The organism is Cobetia sp. 1AS1 (assembly GCF_029846435.1).
GTDB lineage: Bacteria > Pseudomonadota > Gammaproteobacteria > Pseudomonadales > Halomonadaceae > Cobetia > Cobetia amphilecti.
The window spans coordinates 96,832-112,814 of the sequence record NZ_JARWKU010000005.1; the positions used below are offsets into that span (position 1 = coordinate 96,832).

12 protein-coding genes are annotated in these 15,983 nt (G+C 63.8%); 7 read left to right on the forward strand and 5 right to left on the reverse strand.

The annotated features are described in order from the left end of the window. Window positions 1-50 precede the first annotated feature (50 nt). Window positions 51-563, forward strand: a complete 513-nt coding sequence (locus QD280_RS10455) for an META domain-containing protein (protein WP_279839183.1) — start codon at window positions 51-53, stop codon at window positions 561-563. Between the two features lie 151 nt (window positions 564-714). Here the strand turns inward: QD280_RS10455 and QD280_RS10460 are convergent, their stop codons facing one another. Next, window positions 715-3,558, reverse strand: coding sequence for a valine--tRNA ligase (locus QD280_RS10460; RefSeq protein ID WP_279835212.1), 2,844 nt, complete (start codon window positions 3,556-3,558; stop codon window positions 715-717). A 263-nt stretch (window positions 3,559-3,821) separates the two neighbouring features. On the opposite strand from QD280_RS10460, the gene QD280_RS10465 reads away from it, so the two are divergent. Further along, window positions 3,822-6,776 carry an ATP-binding protein gene (locus QD280_RS10465; RefSeq protein WP_279839184.1) on the forward strand — a complete coding sequence of 985 codons (2,955 nt, stop codon included), beginning with the start codon at window positions 3,822-3,824 and terminating at the stop codon, window positions 6,774-6,776. A 15-nt stretch (window positions 6,777-6,791) separates the two neighbouring features. Here the strand turns inward: QD280_RS10465 and QD280_RS10470 are convergent, their stop codons facing one another. The 3 genes from QD280_RS10470 to QD280_RS10480 all read right to left on the reverse strand — a co-directional run bounded on the left by QD280_RS10470 (window position 6,792) and on the right by QD280_RS10480 (window position 10,244). Then, window positions 6,792-7,262, reverse strand: a complete 471-nt coding sequence (locus QD280_RS10470) for a DNA polymerase III subunit chi (protein ID WP_043333207.1) — start codon at window positions 7,260-7,262, stop codon at window positions 6,792-6,794. A 221-nt stretch (window positions 7,263-7,483) separates the two neighbouring features. Next, window positions 7,484-8,578: a branched-chain amino acid aminotransferase gene (locus QD280_RS10475; RefSeq protein ID WP_192838659.1), complete on the reverse strand. Its 1,095-nt coding sequence runs from the start codon at window positions 8,576-8,578 to the stop codon at window positions 7,484-7,486. A 145-nt stretch (window positions 8,579-8,723) separates the two neighbouring features. After that, window positions 8,724-10,244: a leucyl aminopeptidase gene (locus QD280_RS10480; protein ID WP_279839185.1), complete on the reverse strand. Its 1,521-nt coding sequence runs from the start codon at window positions 10,242-10,244 to the stop codon at window positions 8,724-8,726. Between the two features lie 412 nt (window positions 10,245-10,656). Here QD280_RS10480 and lptF point away from each other — a divergent pair, with 412 nt between their 5' ends. From lptF to QD280_RS10495, 3 genes are read left to right on the forward strand one after another with little or no spacing between them, the layout of a single operon-like run. Beyond that, a complete protein-coding gene (lptF, locus tag QD280_RS10485; RefSeq protein WP_082388186.1) occupies window positions 10,657-11,751 on the forward strand; it encodes an LPS export ABC transporter permease LptF in 1,095 nt (364 codons plus the stop codon). Further along, entirely contained in the window at window positions 11,751-12,833 is a 1,083-nt protein-coding gene (gene lptG / locus QD280_RS10490; RefSeq protein WP_248379841.1) for an LPS export ABC transporter permease LptG, read from the forward strand. The genes lptF and lptG overlap by 1 nt, the downstream gene beginning before the upstream one ends. Window positions 12,834-12,891: 58 nt before the next feature. Continuing rightward, window positions 12,892-13,290, forward strand: a complete 399-nt coding sequence (locus QD280_RS10495) for an RDD family protein (RefSeq protein WP_279839186.1) — start codon at window positions 12,892-12,894, stop codon at window positions 13,288-13,290. 157 nt (window positions 13,291-13,447) lie between these two features. Here the strand turns inward: QD280_RS10495 and QD280_RS10500 are convergent, their stop codons facing one another. Further along, complete coding sequence (locus tag QD280_RS10500; protein WP_107335632.1) at window positions 13,448-14,272, reverse strand: hypothetical protein; 825 nt, start codon at window positions 14,270-14,272, stop codon at window positions 13,448-13,450. Window positions 14,273-14,890: 618 nt separating this feature from the next. Here QD280_RS10500 and QD280_RS10505 point away from each other — a divergent pair. Then, a complete protein-coding gene (locus QD280_RS10505; protein WP_043333196.1) occupies window positions 14,891-15,094 on the forward strand; it encodes a bacterioferritin-associated ferredoxin in 204 nt (67 codons plus the stop codon). Window positions 15,095-15,493: 399 nt separating this feature from the next. Beyond that, complete coding sequence (gene bfr / locus QD280_RS10510; protein WP_043333195.1) at window positions 15,494-15,973, forward strand: bacterioferritin; 480 nt, start codon at window positions 15,494-15,496, stop codon at window positions 15,971-15,973. Window positions 15,974-15,983 lie beyond the last annotated feature (10 nt).

Genomic DNA, 15,983 nt, shown 5'->3' on the forward strand with positions numbered 1-15,983 from the left:
GTGACTGCCGTTGCCGGCAATGCCACTGGCGGGCGCCACAGGAGTCATCCATGTCCGTTACCGTGCGTCGTCTATCGCGTTATACCTCCGTGGGGTTCGCTATTTCCTTGCTGGCTGGCTGCGCGGCCATGACACAGCATCCGCAGGGCAGTGACTCATCGGGTGCCGCTGCTCCTGCTCCTGCCCTGGTGGGCACCCAATGGAGTTTCTCCGCCACGGATGCCAGTGAAGAGGCTGCCAACTTCCTGTTGCAGCCCCCCAGCCAGCAGCAGCTGGCAGACGAGGAGGATGACCGTCTGCGCCTGGTCGGCAGCAATGGTTGCAATCGCCTGATGGGGCCGGTGGTGCTGGATGAGTCGCGTCAGACGCTGGACATCGGTCCGCTGGCCTCGACCATGAAGATGTGCCCCAACCCCGAGCAGTCCAACGCCTTCAATCGCATGCTCGAGGACGTGGCCAGTTACCAGATCATCGGCAGCGGTGAGAGTGCTCGGCTGCGCGTGATGGATGACACCGGCTATCTGCTGGCGACCTTCATGCCGCTGGCAGACCCCGCCGAGTAATTGCTCGGCGCGCTTTTCTCGATGAGCTCATCTCGATGCGCTCATCCGGCGTGCCTGGGAGGGCGATTCGCGAGCGGGCTGCCAGAAACGAGAAAGCCCCCTGCACCGTTCGGTGCAGGGGGCTTTTGCTTGCGTGAAGCGCGAGCGTGACTTACAGCGCTTCGATCTTGACGCGCTGGCTTTCCAGCAGCGCAAGTTCCGCCTGGGCGTCGGCCAGCTTGGCGCGCTCCTTCTCGACCACATCAGCCGGTGCACGACCGACGAACTTCTCGTTGCCGAGCTTGTTCTCGAGGCCGGTGATGACCTTCTGCTGCTTCTCGTGCTCCTTGTCGATGCGCTTGAGCTCGGCTTCCTTGTCGATCAGGCCTGCCATCGGCACCAGCACTTCCAGCTCACCGACGCGCTGGATGGCGGACATCGGGGCTTCGTCGCCTGCCGCCAGGAAGGTGATGCTTTCCAGACGTGCCAGCTTGGAGAGGAACAGGCGGTTGGCTTCCAGGCGCTCGGCATCGCCAGCTGCGCCGTTCTGCAGGAAGACTTCCAGCGGCTTGGCCGGTGACAGGTTGAGCTCGCCGCGCACGTTGCGGATGGCGATGATGATGCCTTTCAGCCACTCGATATCGCGGATGGCCTGCTCATCGATCCGGTCGGCTTCGGCCTGCGGCCACGCCTGGCTCATGATGCTCTCGCCCTCCACCGGCTTGCCGGCGTGCGGTGCGATACGCTGCCAGATCTCCTCGGAGATGAACGGCATCATCGGGTGGATCAGGCGCAGGATGGTCTCGAGGGCGCGCACCAGGGTGCGACGCGTGCCGCGCTTGGCCTCGATGCTTGCGTTGTCATCCCACAGAACCGGCTTGGACAGCTCCAGATACCAGTCGCAGTACTCGTTCCAGATGAACTCGTAGAGCGCCTGGGAGGCGTGGTCGAAGCGGAACTCTTCCAGCGCGCGGGTGACCTGCTGCTCGGTCTGCTGCAGGCGCGCGATGATCCAGCGATCGGCCAGCGACAGTTCGACGGCTTCGCCGTTGACGCCGCAATCCTGGTCCTCGGCATTCATCAGCACGTAGCGCGCCGCATTCCACAGCTTGTTGCAGAAGTTGCGATAGCCATCGAGACGGCCCATGTCGAACTTCACGTCACGCCCGGTGGAGGCGAGTGACAGCAGGGTGTAGCGCAGCGCATCGGTACCGTGAGGCTCGATGCCTTCCGGGAACTCGTTGCGGGTGGCCTTGGCGATCGCCTTGGCTTTCTTCGGCTGCATCATGTTGCCGGTACGCTTCTCGACCAGCTCCTCGATGCCGATGCCGTCGATCAGGTCGATGGGGTCGAGCACGTTGCCCTTGGACTTGGACATCTTCTGACCGAGGCTGTCACGCACCAGACCATGCACGTAGACCTTGCGGAACGGCACTTCACCCTTGAACTTCAGGGTGAACATGATCATCCGCGCCACCCAGAAGAAGATGATGTCGAAGCCGGTGACCAGCACGTCGGTGGAGTGGAAGGTCTTGAGTTCTTCGGTATCCGCCGGCCAGCCGAGGGTACCGAAGGTCCACAGCGCGGAGCTGAACCAGGTGTCGAGGACGTCTTCGTCCTGACGCAGTTCGACGTCGGCACCCAGGTTGTTCTCGGCGCGGACTTCCTCTTCATTGCGGCCGACATAGACGTTGCCGTCGTTGTCGTACCAGGCCGGAATGCGGTGGCCCCACCACAGCTGACGCGAGATGCACCAGTCCTGCAGGTCGCGCATCCACGCGAAGTACATGTTCTCGTAGTTCTTGGGCACGAACTCGATGTCGCCGTTCTCGACCGCTTCGATGGCCGGACGCGCCAGCTCCTCGACGGCCACGAACCACTGGTCCGTCAGCAGCGGCTCGATGACATCGCCGGAGCGGTCACCGTGCGGCAGGGTGTTGTTGACGGCCTCGACCTGCTCCAGCAGGCCCAGCGCGTCCATGTCGGCGACCAGCTTCTCGCGCGCGACGAAGCGATCCAGACCGGCATAGGCGGCCGGCAGGCTGGCGTCTTCCTGAGGCTGCGGACGGCCCTGGAGGTCATAGATCTCGGCGCGCTCCAGGATGGTGGCATCCTGGCTCATCACGTTGATCAGCAGATGGCCCTGACGCTTGCCGACTTCGTAGTCATTGAAGTCGTGGGCCGGGGTGATCTTGACGCAGCCGGAGCCCTTTTCCATGTCGGCGTGTTCATCGGCGACGATGGGGATGCGACGGCCGACCAGCGGCAGCTCGATGAACTTGCCGACCAGGCTTGCGTAGCGCTCATCCTTGGGATTGACGGCCACGCCGGTATCACCCAGCAGGGTTTCCGGGCGCGTGGTGGCGACGATGACGTAGTCCTTGCCATCGGCGGTCTTGACACCATCGGCCAGCGGATAGCGGAAGTGCCAGAAGCTGCCCTGCTGATCGCGGTTCTCGACTTCGAGATCGGAAATCGCGGTGTGCAGGGTCGGGTCCCAGTTGACCAGACGCTTGCCGCGGTAGATCAGGTCTTCCTTGTGCAGGCGCACGAAGACTTCCTGTACCGCCTTGTAGAAGCCGTCATCCATGGTGAAGCGCTCGCGCTTCCAGTCGATGCTGGTGCCCATGCGACGCAGCTGGCGGGTGATGTTGCCGCCGGACTCTTCCTTCCACTCCCAGATCTTGTCGGTGAAGGCTTCGCGGCCGAGATCATGGCGGGTCTTGCCTTCTTCGGCGGCGACCTTGCGCTCGACCAGCATCTGGGTGGCGATACCGGCATGGTCGGTGCCTACCTGCCACAAGGTGTTGCGACCCTGCATGCGGCGCCAGCGGACCAGGGTGTCCATGATGGAATCCTGGAAGGCGTGGCCCATGTGCAGGGAGCCGGTGACGTTGGGCGGCGGGATGACCAATGAGAAGCTCTCGCCCTGGCCTGACGGCGCAAAGCGGTTGTCGGATTCCCAGCGCTCGTACCAGCGCGTCTCGATGGCGTTCGGTTGGTAGGTCTTGTCCATGGGTCTGCATTGATCCGGTTGGGCGGGGCGTCCCGCGCCGGCTCAAGGAGCGGTCAGCGCAGGCAGAAAATGGGCTCGATTATAGCGCCGCTGATGACGGGCGTCATTCGGTCTTGGCGGGCAGACCCTCGTGGCGTCTGGCAGACGCTGTTTTCACAAAGCAGGCAACATCCACGCACTGATGCCGTATCCTGTTGCGACCTCACGACGCCGAGGCTTGCCGCCTCGCACACTTCCCATTCTCTCACGCTCGCGGAGCCGCAATGTCCAAGCCTCGCCCCACGGACGGTGCCCCTCGTCCGACACGTCGTTGGGTCTGGCATGAACTGCTGCGTCATGCGCTGGTGCCATTGCTGGTGCTCGAGGTGGCGCTGCTGGGCTGCTATCTGGTGTTGCACTGGCTGGTCTCCGGGCAGCAGGACTCCACGCGCAGTGAGCTGGTGAATACCCAGCTCGAGCAGCTGACCCATTACGAGGCAGAGCACATCAGCCTGCTGGCGGACGACTGGCGCAGTGATGCCCGTCAGCTGGCGCGCAGCACTCTGCGTCACATGGACACCCCCGTGACGTCCCGCCAGCGCGATCAGGAGCTGCAGCGCCACATGAGTGCGGGCGACGGCACCCTGTACGTCGCCGAGAATGATGGTGGCGCCGGCTCCTATTACTCCTCGCTGGTGCCCAGCTATCTGCAGGACCACGACAAGGTGGTGCGCCTCTCGGCAATGGACGCCCAGGTGTCGGACATGCTCGCCACGCAATCCGAGCTGCGCCAGATCTGGTTCTCCGGCTACGACGGCTACTTCCGCATATCGCCGTGGACCGATACCCGCAACATCTTCACGCCCGGCGTCGACCTCACCAGCTACGGCTTCTACTACCTGGCGGATGACCGCAACAACCCGAGCCGTGGCGCCGTCATCACGCCGCCCTACCAGGACCCGGTCGGCAGCGGTTGGCTGGTCTCGACGCTGATGCCGGTCCATCGCGGCGACTTCCTCGAAGGCGTGGTCGGCATCGACGTCACCCTCGATTCTCTGGTCGAGCGGCTCGAGAATGCCGAGCTGCCCTGGGGTGCCTATCTGATTCTGGTGAGTGACGATGTCGTCATGGCCATGCCGCGTGTCGGTGAGCAGGATTTCGGCCCCCAGCCCGCCCCTGAAGTGGTGCCGATGCCGCTACTGCACGATCGCTTCCTCGATACGGCGCATGATGTCGAGAACTCCCCGGCCATGGCGCACCTGCTGCGCAGCATCTCGGATGAGGCGCAGGGCGTGCGCAGCGTTTCCTTGCTCGCCGGTGAGCGGCTGGTCGGCTGGCAATCGGTGCCGGGCACCGACTGGCGGTTGTTGGCGGTGGTGGATGCGCAGCAGGTCAACAGCGACATCGATATCTGGAATGAACGCTTCAATCAGCTGGGCTACGTGATGCTGGTGGGGCTGATCCTGTTCTTCTTCGCCCTGCTGGTGGTGATGCGTTGGCGGGCCGAGGCCATGGCGGCCACCCTGTCCGAATCACTGGCACGCCTCAGCGACATGGCGCTGCGCATCGGTCGCGGCCAGCCCGTGGTACGCGAGCGCTTCCAGCTGCAGGAGCTGGATCAGGCCGGTGAGGCGCTGCGCGAAGCGGCTCAGCGCCGTGACCAGATCGAGCTTGAACGCGCCGAAGGTGCGCGGCACGTCGAGATGGTGATGGCGGCCTCCGGCGATGCCACCTGGCGCTATGACTTCGATCAGGACGATCTCTACCTGCACGAGAATTTCTTCCTGATGCTGGGGCTGCCGGTCCGCGCCAGCATGCATCTGGCGGACCTTGACGCCATGACGCACCCGGAAGACCTCGTCGGTCTGCTCGAGGCGCGCTGGCGGGTCATGCACGGTGAGAGCTGGGCCGAGGCACGTGACGTGCGCTATCGGCATGCGCGTGGTCACTGGGTCTGGGTGCAGATTCGCGGCCAGATCACTCGGCGTGATCATGAGGGCCGGCCACAGCGCGCCACCGGGCTTGCGCTGGACATCCAGCGCCACAAGCAGTCACTCAAGCTGCTGGAGGCGGCCCGCGACAGTGCCACCGAGGCCAGCCAGTCCAAGTCGCGTTTCTTCTCGAGTTTCAGTCACGAGATTCGCACCCCGCTCAACGCCATCATGGGCTTCACGGATCTGCTCTGCGAGGAAGCCGACCTGACCCGCGAGCAGCGCCGCTACGTGGATGAGGCCAGTCATGCGGCGGCGCAGCTGTCGGCGCTGATCGAGGACGTGCTGCAGATGTCGAGTCTGGAAGCCGGTGATCTGCCGCTGGATTGCCAGCCCCTCTCGGTGGGTCAGAAGCTGATCCGGCTGGCGGGTCAATATCAGCCGCGCCTGGAAAGTGCCAATCTGACGCTATCACTGGCGCTGGAAGGCGAGTCACTGTGGTTGAATGCCGACCAGCGGCGCCTGGATCAGATTCTCGGCAACCTGATGGGCAACGCCATCAAGTACAACCGCGAGGGGGGCTGGATTCGTCTGGCCATCGGCCAGGAGCGCAATGCCAGCGGAGTGGAGATGGGCTGGGTGGAAATCACCGATGGCGGCTTCGGCTTTGATTCCGCGCAGGCGGTCCAGCTGTTCCAGCCGTTCTCGCGTCTGGGGCGTGAAGATTCAGGCATCGAGGGCACCGGGCTCGGGCTGGCGCTGTCGCGGGAGCTCGCCCGCCGCATGGGCGGTGACATCACGGCGCGGGGCGAGCTGGGCGAGGGCGCCAGCTTCCGGGTCTGGTTGCCGCTGGCGGATGTCAGCGCCCATGAGCGCGTCGTCCAGGCGGCGTGGTCGGCGGAGAAGGTGCTGCCGGTGCCCTGTCGCTGGCTGGTGATCAGCACGCGGGCGCAGGACCGTCTGCGCCTCGAGGTGATCGGCAGTCACGTCGCCAATCTGGAGATCATCATTGCCAGCAGTGCGGCCCAGGCGTTGCGCCTGGTGCGAGATGTCAGCCCGTGTCTGGTCATCTTCGGCGATGTACCGGACATGAACGTGGCGGCGCTGTTCGCCGAGATCCAGCGCATGCCGCGCGAACTGCCGTTGTGGGCCGTGCGTATCGGGGAGCGTGACGCCAGCGAGGCCGCAGGCGGCCTGCCCGAGGCCTTCTTCGACAGTGGTGAAAGTCCGCCCGGCATGGACGATATCGAGCGCTGGATGACGCATCTGATGGTCAGCTTCCAGCGTGCCTGCGATACGGACCGCTGACGCATGGCGTGTCGCTCAGCTGACGCCCTTGAGCTGATGCGAGCGCACGGCATAACCGCGTGACTTGTAGGTGCGCCAGCATTCGCGCTTGGTCACCAGCACATCCTGATGCTGATTGATGATCTCGGCGACGCGCTCGAAGCGTGAGAACCACTCGGGAATCTCGGGGTGCAGGTTGAGCAGCGCCTCGATACCCGGCGCCGGGGCGTCCTGCCAGCCGATGGTGACCGGTGGGCGCGGCACGTCATCAGCGTGTTCGGCCTCGCGGGCGGCCATGTCGAGATCGATATCCAGCGCATGGGGCACGAAGCTTTCCGGGCGGAACTGCCACAGATGCTCATCGAACTGACGCGCCATCGCCTCGTCCTCGACATGCACATGCAGGCGAAAGCCCTTGGCGTGTATGGTCTCGGCCAGCCGGCAGGCGAATTCCAGCCGGGCTTCCAGCGTGGTGTCGGGCAGGATGTAGAAGTCGATCTGGGTCATGGGCACCGCTCGGGCAAGGAATTCTCGAGCGCTCAGGATACCGCACTCGCCGCGCGGCTTCGATGCAGCCTGAATTCCGTGATGTTTTTCCGCAGCCAGATATCCGTGCGCCAGAAACCCCAAGGCCCGCCTCTTTCGAGGCGGGCCTTGGGGTTTCGGTCATCCTTCAAGCCACAGGGGCGGGCTCGAGGACTTGTTTCCGTGCACTAATGTCAGTGCACTTATGCCAGACGCGTCATCCAGCCACGCGTGTCTTCGGCGCGACCGTATTGCAGATCCAGCAGCTGGCTGCGCAGACGCATGGCGACATCACCGGCGTTGGCGGTCAGGTCGAGGCGACCTTCTTCACTGACCAGCTCGCCCACCGGGGTGATGACGGCGGCGGTACCGCAGGCGAACACCTCGGTGATCTCGCCGGAGGCGATGCCTTCACGCCACTCGTCGATGCTGATCGGGCGTTCTTCCGGCGTCAGACCCAGATCGGTCGCCAGGGTCAGGATGGAGTCACGGGTGACACCTTCCAGAATGGTGCCGGTCAGGCGCGGCGTGACCAGGCGGCCATCCTTGAAGACGAAGAACAGGTTCATGCCACCCAGTTCCTCGACCCACTTGTTCTCGGCGGCGTCCAGGAACACGACCTGGTCACAGCCATTGGCGGAAGCTTCGCTCTGCGCGGCCAGTGAACCCGCGTAGTTGCCGCCGCACTTGGCGAAACCGGTACCGCCGGCGGCCGCACGGTTGTAATGCGAGGACAGCCAGATGGAGACCGGCTTGATGCCGCCCTTGAAGTAGGCCGCCACCGGTGAGGCAATCACGTAGTAATCGACTTCACGCGACGGACGCACGCCGAGGAAGGCTTCACTGGCGATCATGAACGGACGCAGATAGAGGCTGCATTCGTCACTGACGCTGGCCGGAGTCGGCACCCAGGCGCTGTCCTGTGCGAGCAGGGCCTTGAGCGAGCCGACGAAGTCCTCGTCGGACAGCTCCGGCAGTGCCAGACGGCGGGCGGAGTTGCGGAAACGTGCGGCGTTCTTCTCGGGGCGGAAGGTCCACACCGAGCCGTCTTCATGACGGTAGGCCTTGATGCCTTCGAAGATTTCCTGGGCGTAGTGCAGTACCGAGGCGGCGGGGTCGAGGCTCAGCGGGCCGTAGGGGCGGACTTCATGGCCGTGCCAGCCGCCGTCGGCGGTCCAGCGTACATGGGCCATGTGATCGCTGAAGTGACGGCCGAAGCCGGGATTGGCCAGAATGGTGTCACGAACGGCAGCATCCGCCGGTTGCGTGGACGCGCGGACGTCGAAGCCTTTGGTCACGTGGGTGTCTCCGTAGCAGCGAGACCCCCGACGCGGAACGCCGGGGGTCGAATCATTTTTATAGGACCTCTCGGGTCAGCGGTGCCGAGTGGCGTCGCGACCCGCGTGTCTCAACGCTAGCACGCTATCGAGAGCATGCGAAGCCTCAGACGGTCTCTTCCTGCGGGGCGCTGAGTTCCGCTTCGCGATCCAGCAGGTATTGGGTCAGAAGGCCCACCGGGCGGCCGCTGGCGCCTTTCTGCTTGCCGGACATCCAGGCGGTGCCGGCGATGTCCAGATGCGCCCATGGGAAGGTGTCCGCGAAGCGGGACAGGAAGCAACCTGCGGTGATCATGCCGGCTTCGCGACCGCCGATGTTGGCGATGTCGGCGAAGTTGGAATCCAGCTGCGTCTGATACTCGTCCCACAGCGGCATGTGCCAGGCGCGGTCCCAGGCTTCTTCGCCGGCGTCGAGCAGGTCGAGCGCCAGGTCATCATCGTTGGAGATCAGACCGGTGGCGTGATTGCCCAGCGCGATGACGCAGGCGCCGGTCAGGGTGGCGATGTCGACGACGCTGGCCGGCTCGAAGCGCTCGGCGTAGGTCAGCGCATCACACAGCACCAGACGGCCTTCGGCGTCAGTGTTGAGGACTTCGACGGTCAGACCCTTCAGGGTCTTGATGATGTCGCCCGGCTTGGTGGCGCGGCCGTCCGGCATGTTCTCGGCGCTGGCCACGATGGCCACCACGTTGAGCTTGGGCTTGAGTTCCAGCACGGTGCGCATGGTGCCGAACACGCTGGCCGCGCCGCCCATGTCGTACTTCATCTCGTCCATGCCGGCGCCCGGCTTGAGCGAGATGCCGCCGGTATCGAAGGTGATGCCCTTGCCGACCAGCACGTGCGGGGCTTCGTTCTCGTCTTCCGCACCGCGGTATTCCATCACGATCAGGCGGCTCGGCTCTTCACTGCCGCGGCCGACCGACAGCAGGGACAGGGCGCCGAGCTCCTCGAGCTCTTCCTCGCCGAGCACGGTCACTTTCAGGGCGCCATCGGAGGCGGCACCCAGTTGCTCGGCACGCTCGCCCAGGTAGCGCGGCGTGCAGATGTTGCCCGGCAGATTGCCCAGCGTGCGCGCTTCATTGACGCCCATGCCGATGGCGGCACCGACGCGCAGGCCGGCTTCCAGTTCGGCCTGACGCTGCTTGTCGGCACTAACCACGCTCAGGCGGGTCAGAGAGACGGGCTCGCCCGGCTTGCTCTTCATCTCGGTGAAGCGATAGGCAGTGCGCAGTGCGCTCTCGGCGATCATGCGCGCCATCCAGTCAGTCTCACGCAGCTCGAGATTCAGCTCGAGGCCAGCGAAGGCCGCGTCTTCGACGGGCAGCTTGAGCAGAGCGGTCATGGCGGCGTCGAGGCCGCGCTTGTAACGGCTTTCGTCGAGCTTTTCCTCACTGCCGAAACCGGCCAGCAGCAGGCGCTGAGCGCCGAGGCCCGGAGCGAAGGGCACCAGCAGGGTATTGCCGAGCTCGGGCTTGAAGTCGCCGCGCTCGATCAGCTGGGAGATCAGCTTCTCGCTGGCATCGTCGAGTCGTGCCGCAGCACCGGTGAGGTCGCCCTCGATGACAGGTACCACGATGCAGGCGGTTTCAAGCTGGGCCGGATTGGCAGTGACTACAGGAAATTCCATGGCAACTCCACGCGCGCGAGTGAGGGTACGAAGATGAACAGTACAAGGATGAAGGATGTCGTCAGGCCAGGCGTGCCCGGCTCGCGACGACATCGGGGTCATGGTCTGGATGGGGGCGCAGACCGCTCATGACAAGCTGAGCTGGCATGCACGAGTGAGGGCAGTCCATCATGTCAGGCTGTCCACGTGCAATGCCTGCAGCCGCGACAAGGCAGCATCCTTTCTGGATAATGCTGCTGCATGAGGGGGGGCCGCTCCCGTCCAGTCTTCAGACCCGTGCCGCCAGTGTACGCAAAGGCTGCGCACCATGCATGAGGGGGATGATGCCTTCATGTGATCACGACCATTCCTCCACCGGCTATCATCGATCTGGTCAACACGCTCGCTTGCGAGCGGGAAACAGGAGTTCCACTTGATCATCTTCCGCTACCTGACACGCGAGATACTCACCACCATGGCCGCCGTGGCCGGGGTGCTGATGCTTGTCATCATGGGCAGCCGATTCATCCGCTATTTCAGTGATGCGGCGGAGGGGGATTTCCCGGCGTCGATTCTCGGCAGCCTGATGCTCTATCACCTGCCGGGTTTCTTCGAACTGCTGCTGCCGCTGTCCTTCTTCCTCGCCGTGTTGCTGGCCTTCGGTCAGCTGTACATGAACAGCGAGATCACCGTGCTGGTCGCCTGTGGCGTCGGCCCGGAGCGCCTGCTGCGTGTCACCCTGCTGCCGGCGCTGTTGATCACGGCGCTGGTCGCGGCCTGCAGCCTCTATCTGACACCTGCCGGCGCGCTCAAGAATGAGCTGTTGCTCGAGCAGCAGAAGCAGAAGACCGACTTCTCGATTCTCGGCGCGGGACGCTTCCAGGAGATCGGCAATCGCACCGTCTATGCCGAGAGCATGAGCGATGACAACAGCGAGCTGGAAAACGTCTTCATTGCCGAGGCAGGTGACAGCAATGCCGCCAGCACGCCCGACAGCGAACCGAGCCAATCGGTGGTGCGCGCCGAGCGTGCCTTCCAGGAAGTCAGCCCCGAGACCGGCAGTCGCTATCTGGTGTTGAGCGACGGTACGCGCTACGGGGTGGAGCCGGGCAAGGCGATCGCCCAGCGACTGGGCTTTGATCGCTACGGCGTGCGCATCACCGAGGGTCAGGACGCCGCGGCCCTCAAGGAAGACATCGAGCTTGCGACCACGGCGCAGCTCTGGGCTTCCGATCTTCCGGAGGCCAAGGCCCAGCTGCAGTGGCGCATCTCGCTGCCGTTGATGGTGCCGATCCTGATGCTGATCGGCCTGCCGCTGGCACGCGTCAATCCGCGTCAGGGGCGTTTTGCGCGTCTGCTGCCGGCCATCTTCGTGCATATCACCTATCTCAGCCTGTTGATCGCGGCGCAGAATGCCGTCGCATCCGAGAAGTACCCGGCCGCCATCGGCCTGTGGCCCATTCACGGCGTCTATCTGGCGCTCGGCATCTGGCTGAGCTGGCGCGACAACCGCGGAGGTGGCCGCTGATGCTGCTTGATCGTCTCGACCGTTACATCGCCCGCAATGTGCTGGTGGCCATGCTGGTGGTGCAGGTACTGATTCTCGGGCTCGACCTGATGATCACCTACATCAATGATCTGGGGGATGTGAAAGGCGACTACGGCGCCTTTGAAGTGCTCCTCTATCTGCTGATGCGTCTGCCGTCGCGCTTCTACGAATTCGTGCCGGTCGGCGTACTGCTGGGCGCCCTGATCGGGCTGGGCAGCATGGCCTCGAGCAATGAGCTGACCATCATGCGCGCCGCCGGTCGTTCACTGACGCGCATTCTGTGGGGTGTGATGAAGCCGTTGGGGCTGGTCATCGCCATCACCATGGCGGTCGGTGAATACGTCGCCCCCGTCACCGAACTGCAGGCTGACGCCTGGCGCGCCGAGAAGCAGCAGGGCGCAGGCGCCGTCTACGCGGAAGGCGGCGGCTGGCAGCGCGAGGGCAACGACTACTACCGATTCGGCTCGATTCGCAGCGATGATGTGGTGCTCAACGTCACCCGCTATCGCTTCGATGACGAGCGCCACCTGACCCAGGCGCTCTACGCCAAGCGCGCCGTCTGGGAGAGCGATGGCTGGACGCTGGAGGCGGTGCAGACCACCACCTTCGAGTCCCAGGATGGTGAGCCGAGCGCCACCACGGTGGCTCAGCAGGAGACCCGCGAGTGGGACACCCAGCTGACGCCGGACCTGCTCAAGCTGGTCATCAGCGACCCCAAGCAGCAGTCAGCCTCCGACCTGTGGCGCTATTCCCGCTACCTGCAGGACCAGGGGCTGTCGGCCAATCAGCCGCTGCTCTACTTCTGGCAGAAGATTCTGCAGCCGCTGACACTGGCGGCGCTGGTGCTGGTGGCCGCCTCCTTCGTCTTCGGGCCATTGCGCACGGTGGCGGCGGGGACGCGGGTCTTCTACGGCATCGTGGTCGGCCTGCTGTTCAAGTATCTGCAGGACCTGCTCGCCCCGGCCTCGGTGGTATTCGGCTTCGCTCCCATCTGGGCGGTGCTGGCGCCGATGCTGGCCTGTTACGTGATCGGCCTGCTGCTGATCCGGCGCAGTGGCTAGGGGCGCCCCGCACTCTCGCCGCCGTCTCGACCCGCAGGGAGCACGCCCTGCGGGTCTGATGCGGCGTCTGGGCGGCGTGGTCTATGACGCCTTCCTCGTGATGGCGTTGTTGATCGTGCTGGGCTTCATCGGGGTTGCCGTCAATGGCGGTGAGGCCAATCAGTCGCCGCTGTTCCGCAGTCTGTTGCTGGTGGCGATGTTCGCCTTCTTCGGCGGCTGCTGGAGCCGCAGTGGCATGACGCTGGGTATGCAGGCTTGGCGGCTGCGCATCGAGACGCCACAGGGTCATGTCCCGACGCTGCAGCAGTGCCTGATACGCTTCGTGGTTGCCGGGCTGTCATTGGGCGCCTGCGGGCTGGGGTACGTCTGGCAGCTGTGGGACTCTGAGCAGCGCAGCTGGCAGGACATCGCCTCCGGCACCCGCGTGGTGGTGGTGCCCAAGCCACGGCGCGAGTGAGGCATCAATAGGGAGCCTCTGGCGCGTGCGCCATGCAGGAAAGCAGTGAGCTCAGCCAGAAGTCATCTCAGCCAGACGTGAGCTCAGTTAGACAAGAAAACGCCCCGCCAGTCATCGACTGGCGGGGCGTTGTGTTTTCCGCGAGTGCAGGGGTTGATCAGACGCCCAGCAGGCCATCCAGGCGCGTGATGATGCGCTCCACGCTGGCGCGTGACACCACCAGGCTGTCTTCCTGTGCCGCCGTCTCGGGCAGCTCGCGCGGCAGGTCGATCACCGCGGTGCCCATGCCTTCCAGGCGCACGCCCTCACGGTAGCGTACGAAGGACAGCTGACCGATCGGACGCTGGCCATCGTGGTCGAGGCGCGCCAGACGCGTGAAGGCGCTGACGGTATCGAGCACCGGCGCGCTGGTCAGCGGCAGGTGCGTCAGGCGCCATGCCAGCCAGCCATCGATGTCGACGGCTTCATCGCGCAGGGTGGCGAACCAGTGACGCGCCTGATCCAGGCGGTAGCGAGCACGGCCCTGCTTGTCGAGCCACAGCACGTCGGCGCTGGCCTGACGCGGGCTTTCCAGCTCGCCCGGGAGGTACAGCCAGGATTCGGTCAGGCGCTGCAGGGCGCCCGGCAGCGGCTCATCCAGGGTGCGCTCGTTGAGGGAGTCCAGCGCCGCGCTCAGGTCGCCCTGTTCCGCGCTCTCGCCGGTGTTGGAGTAACCGACGTTGTAGCGCCAGACACGGTCGGAAATTTCCTGGGTGACCACGTGGTCATGGGGCAGAGCGATATGGCTCATCAGTTCACGTGCGTTGCAATGCTCATCCACCAGGCCTTCACGGCGGGCTTCACGATAGAGATTGCGCAGCAGCGGGGTCAGCGGCAGACGGTGGTGGTCACCGAAGCAGCTGCCGGCGTCGCGGACGGCGTCCAGATCAAGTGGCAGGTGGGACGTGGCGTGATGATCGGCGGTGGCGAGTTGTACTGACATGATATCGGGCTCCTTGCGGATTGGCGTTCGGAAATCGGCAGATAGGGCAACAGCAGACGGATTCAGGCCGGTCACGGCTTCAGCATGGCGCCCATCATCGGCATGCCGATGCGGGTCATGGCCATGAGGAGGCGTAGCGACGGAATCTCTTGCAGTGTCCTGTTCATGTTCTTTCCTGATTGCCTGGCGGGGCGTGGCAGTCATTTGCCTTCATCGTGACGCGGCGCTTCCCGTGAGCGAGGAGCTGGGCTGCGTTCGAGTGACCCGCCTGAGTGATCGGGCTAGCGATGACTCATTATGTTTTGGTGCGATTGTTTTTCGAATTGCATAAAAAATCGTTATACATACTAGCGGCCTCGTGTGAAATCGCAACCCTACCTTTCTGTCAGCCACGGGCCATCATTCTTTATACGGCGCTGGCTTTCCCTACGGCAATCGCTTTGTGAGGCTGATGTGGCCTGCTTATGACATCGTGTGTTCCGCAACCGCAAACCGGCCAGAAATCGCCTCGCTAAGTATTTGATATAACGTGTGAATGAGAATTTTTTGCAGTCAGGTGTTGCGCATGTTTCTGCGAATCATTTACATTTGTCTCACTTGGAGTGAGCGAGGTGAGCCATGTACGTCTGTCTGTGCAAAGGTGTGTCAGACCACAAGATCCGCGAAGTCGTGGAACAGGGAGCGCGCAGCTTCCGCGAAGTCCGTGAGCAGACCGGATGCGCGACCCAGTGCGGTAAATGTGCCTGCATGGCCAAGACCATCACTCGCGAAGCGGTCGCGCGTGAAATGATGCCGGCAGAGGATCTCGCCTACGCGGTGTGATGCAGGCTCGAGCCGAGGCTCGCCTGCCGGCGACTGACACTCCAGTCGCCGCGCTGTCCATTATTGCGTGATCCGTTCCCGTTGACTCCCGGCAAGTGCTCGCTTGCCTGACGCCCGCCACCCGGTCTCAAGACCGGGTGGCGGGCGTTTTCGTATGGGCGCCAGGCAATCCGGTACCGGTCGCCACATGACAACGCGGATACCAATCTTTCCCATTTGCGCCTAAAAGTCGATAACTTGTTGGTATGTCTCGAAAAATTCATGTTTTTGCGCCATACTTGCCGCACCTGACCGATAGGGCACGCCTGACGTGCCCGCGCTGCGGCTGATGCATGCCGTCATCAGGCGCAGCACAGAACCTGACGCAAGCAGCAACCCTGACAAGAGAGGAATGGCGACATGAAAGGCGATCCCAAGATCATCGAGCATCTCAACACCATACTGGCCAACGAACTGGTCGCCATCAATCAGTACTTCCTGCATGCGCGCATGTACAAGGACTGGGGCCTCAAGCGCCTGGCCAAGTGGGAATACGACGAGTCCATCGAAGAGATGCGTCACGCCGACACCCTGATCGAGCGCATCCTGTTCCTGGAAGGTCTGCCCAACCTGCAGGACCTCGGCAAGCTGCGCATCGGCGAGAACACCAAGGAAATGCTCGAGTGCGATCTGGCGCTGGAGCACCAGGCACATGGCGATCTGAAGGAAGCGATCGCCTACGCCGAACAGGTTCGCGATTACACCTCGCGTGATCTGTTCCGCAAGATCCTCGACGACGAGGAAGAGCACATCGATCACCTGGAGACCGAGCTGGGCCTGATCGAGAAGGTCGGCATCGAGCTCTACCTGCAGAAGCAGATCCACCACGAGATCGACTGATTCCGTGGCG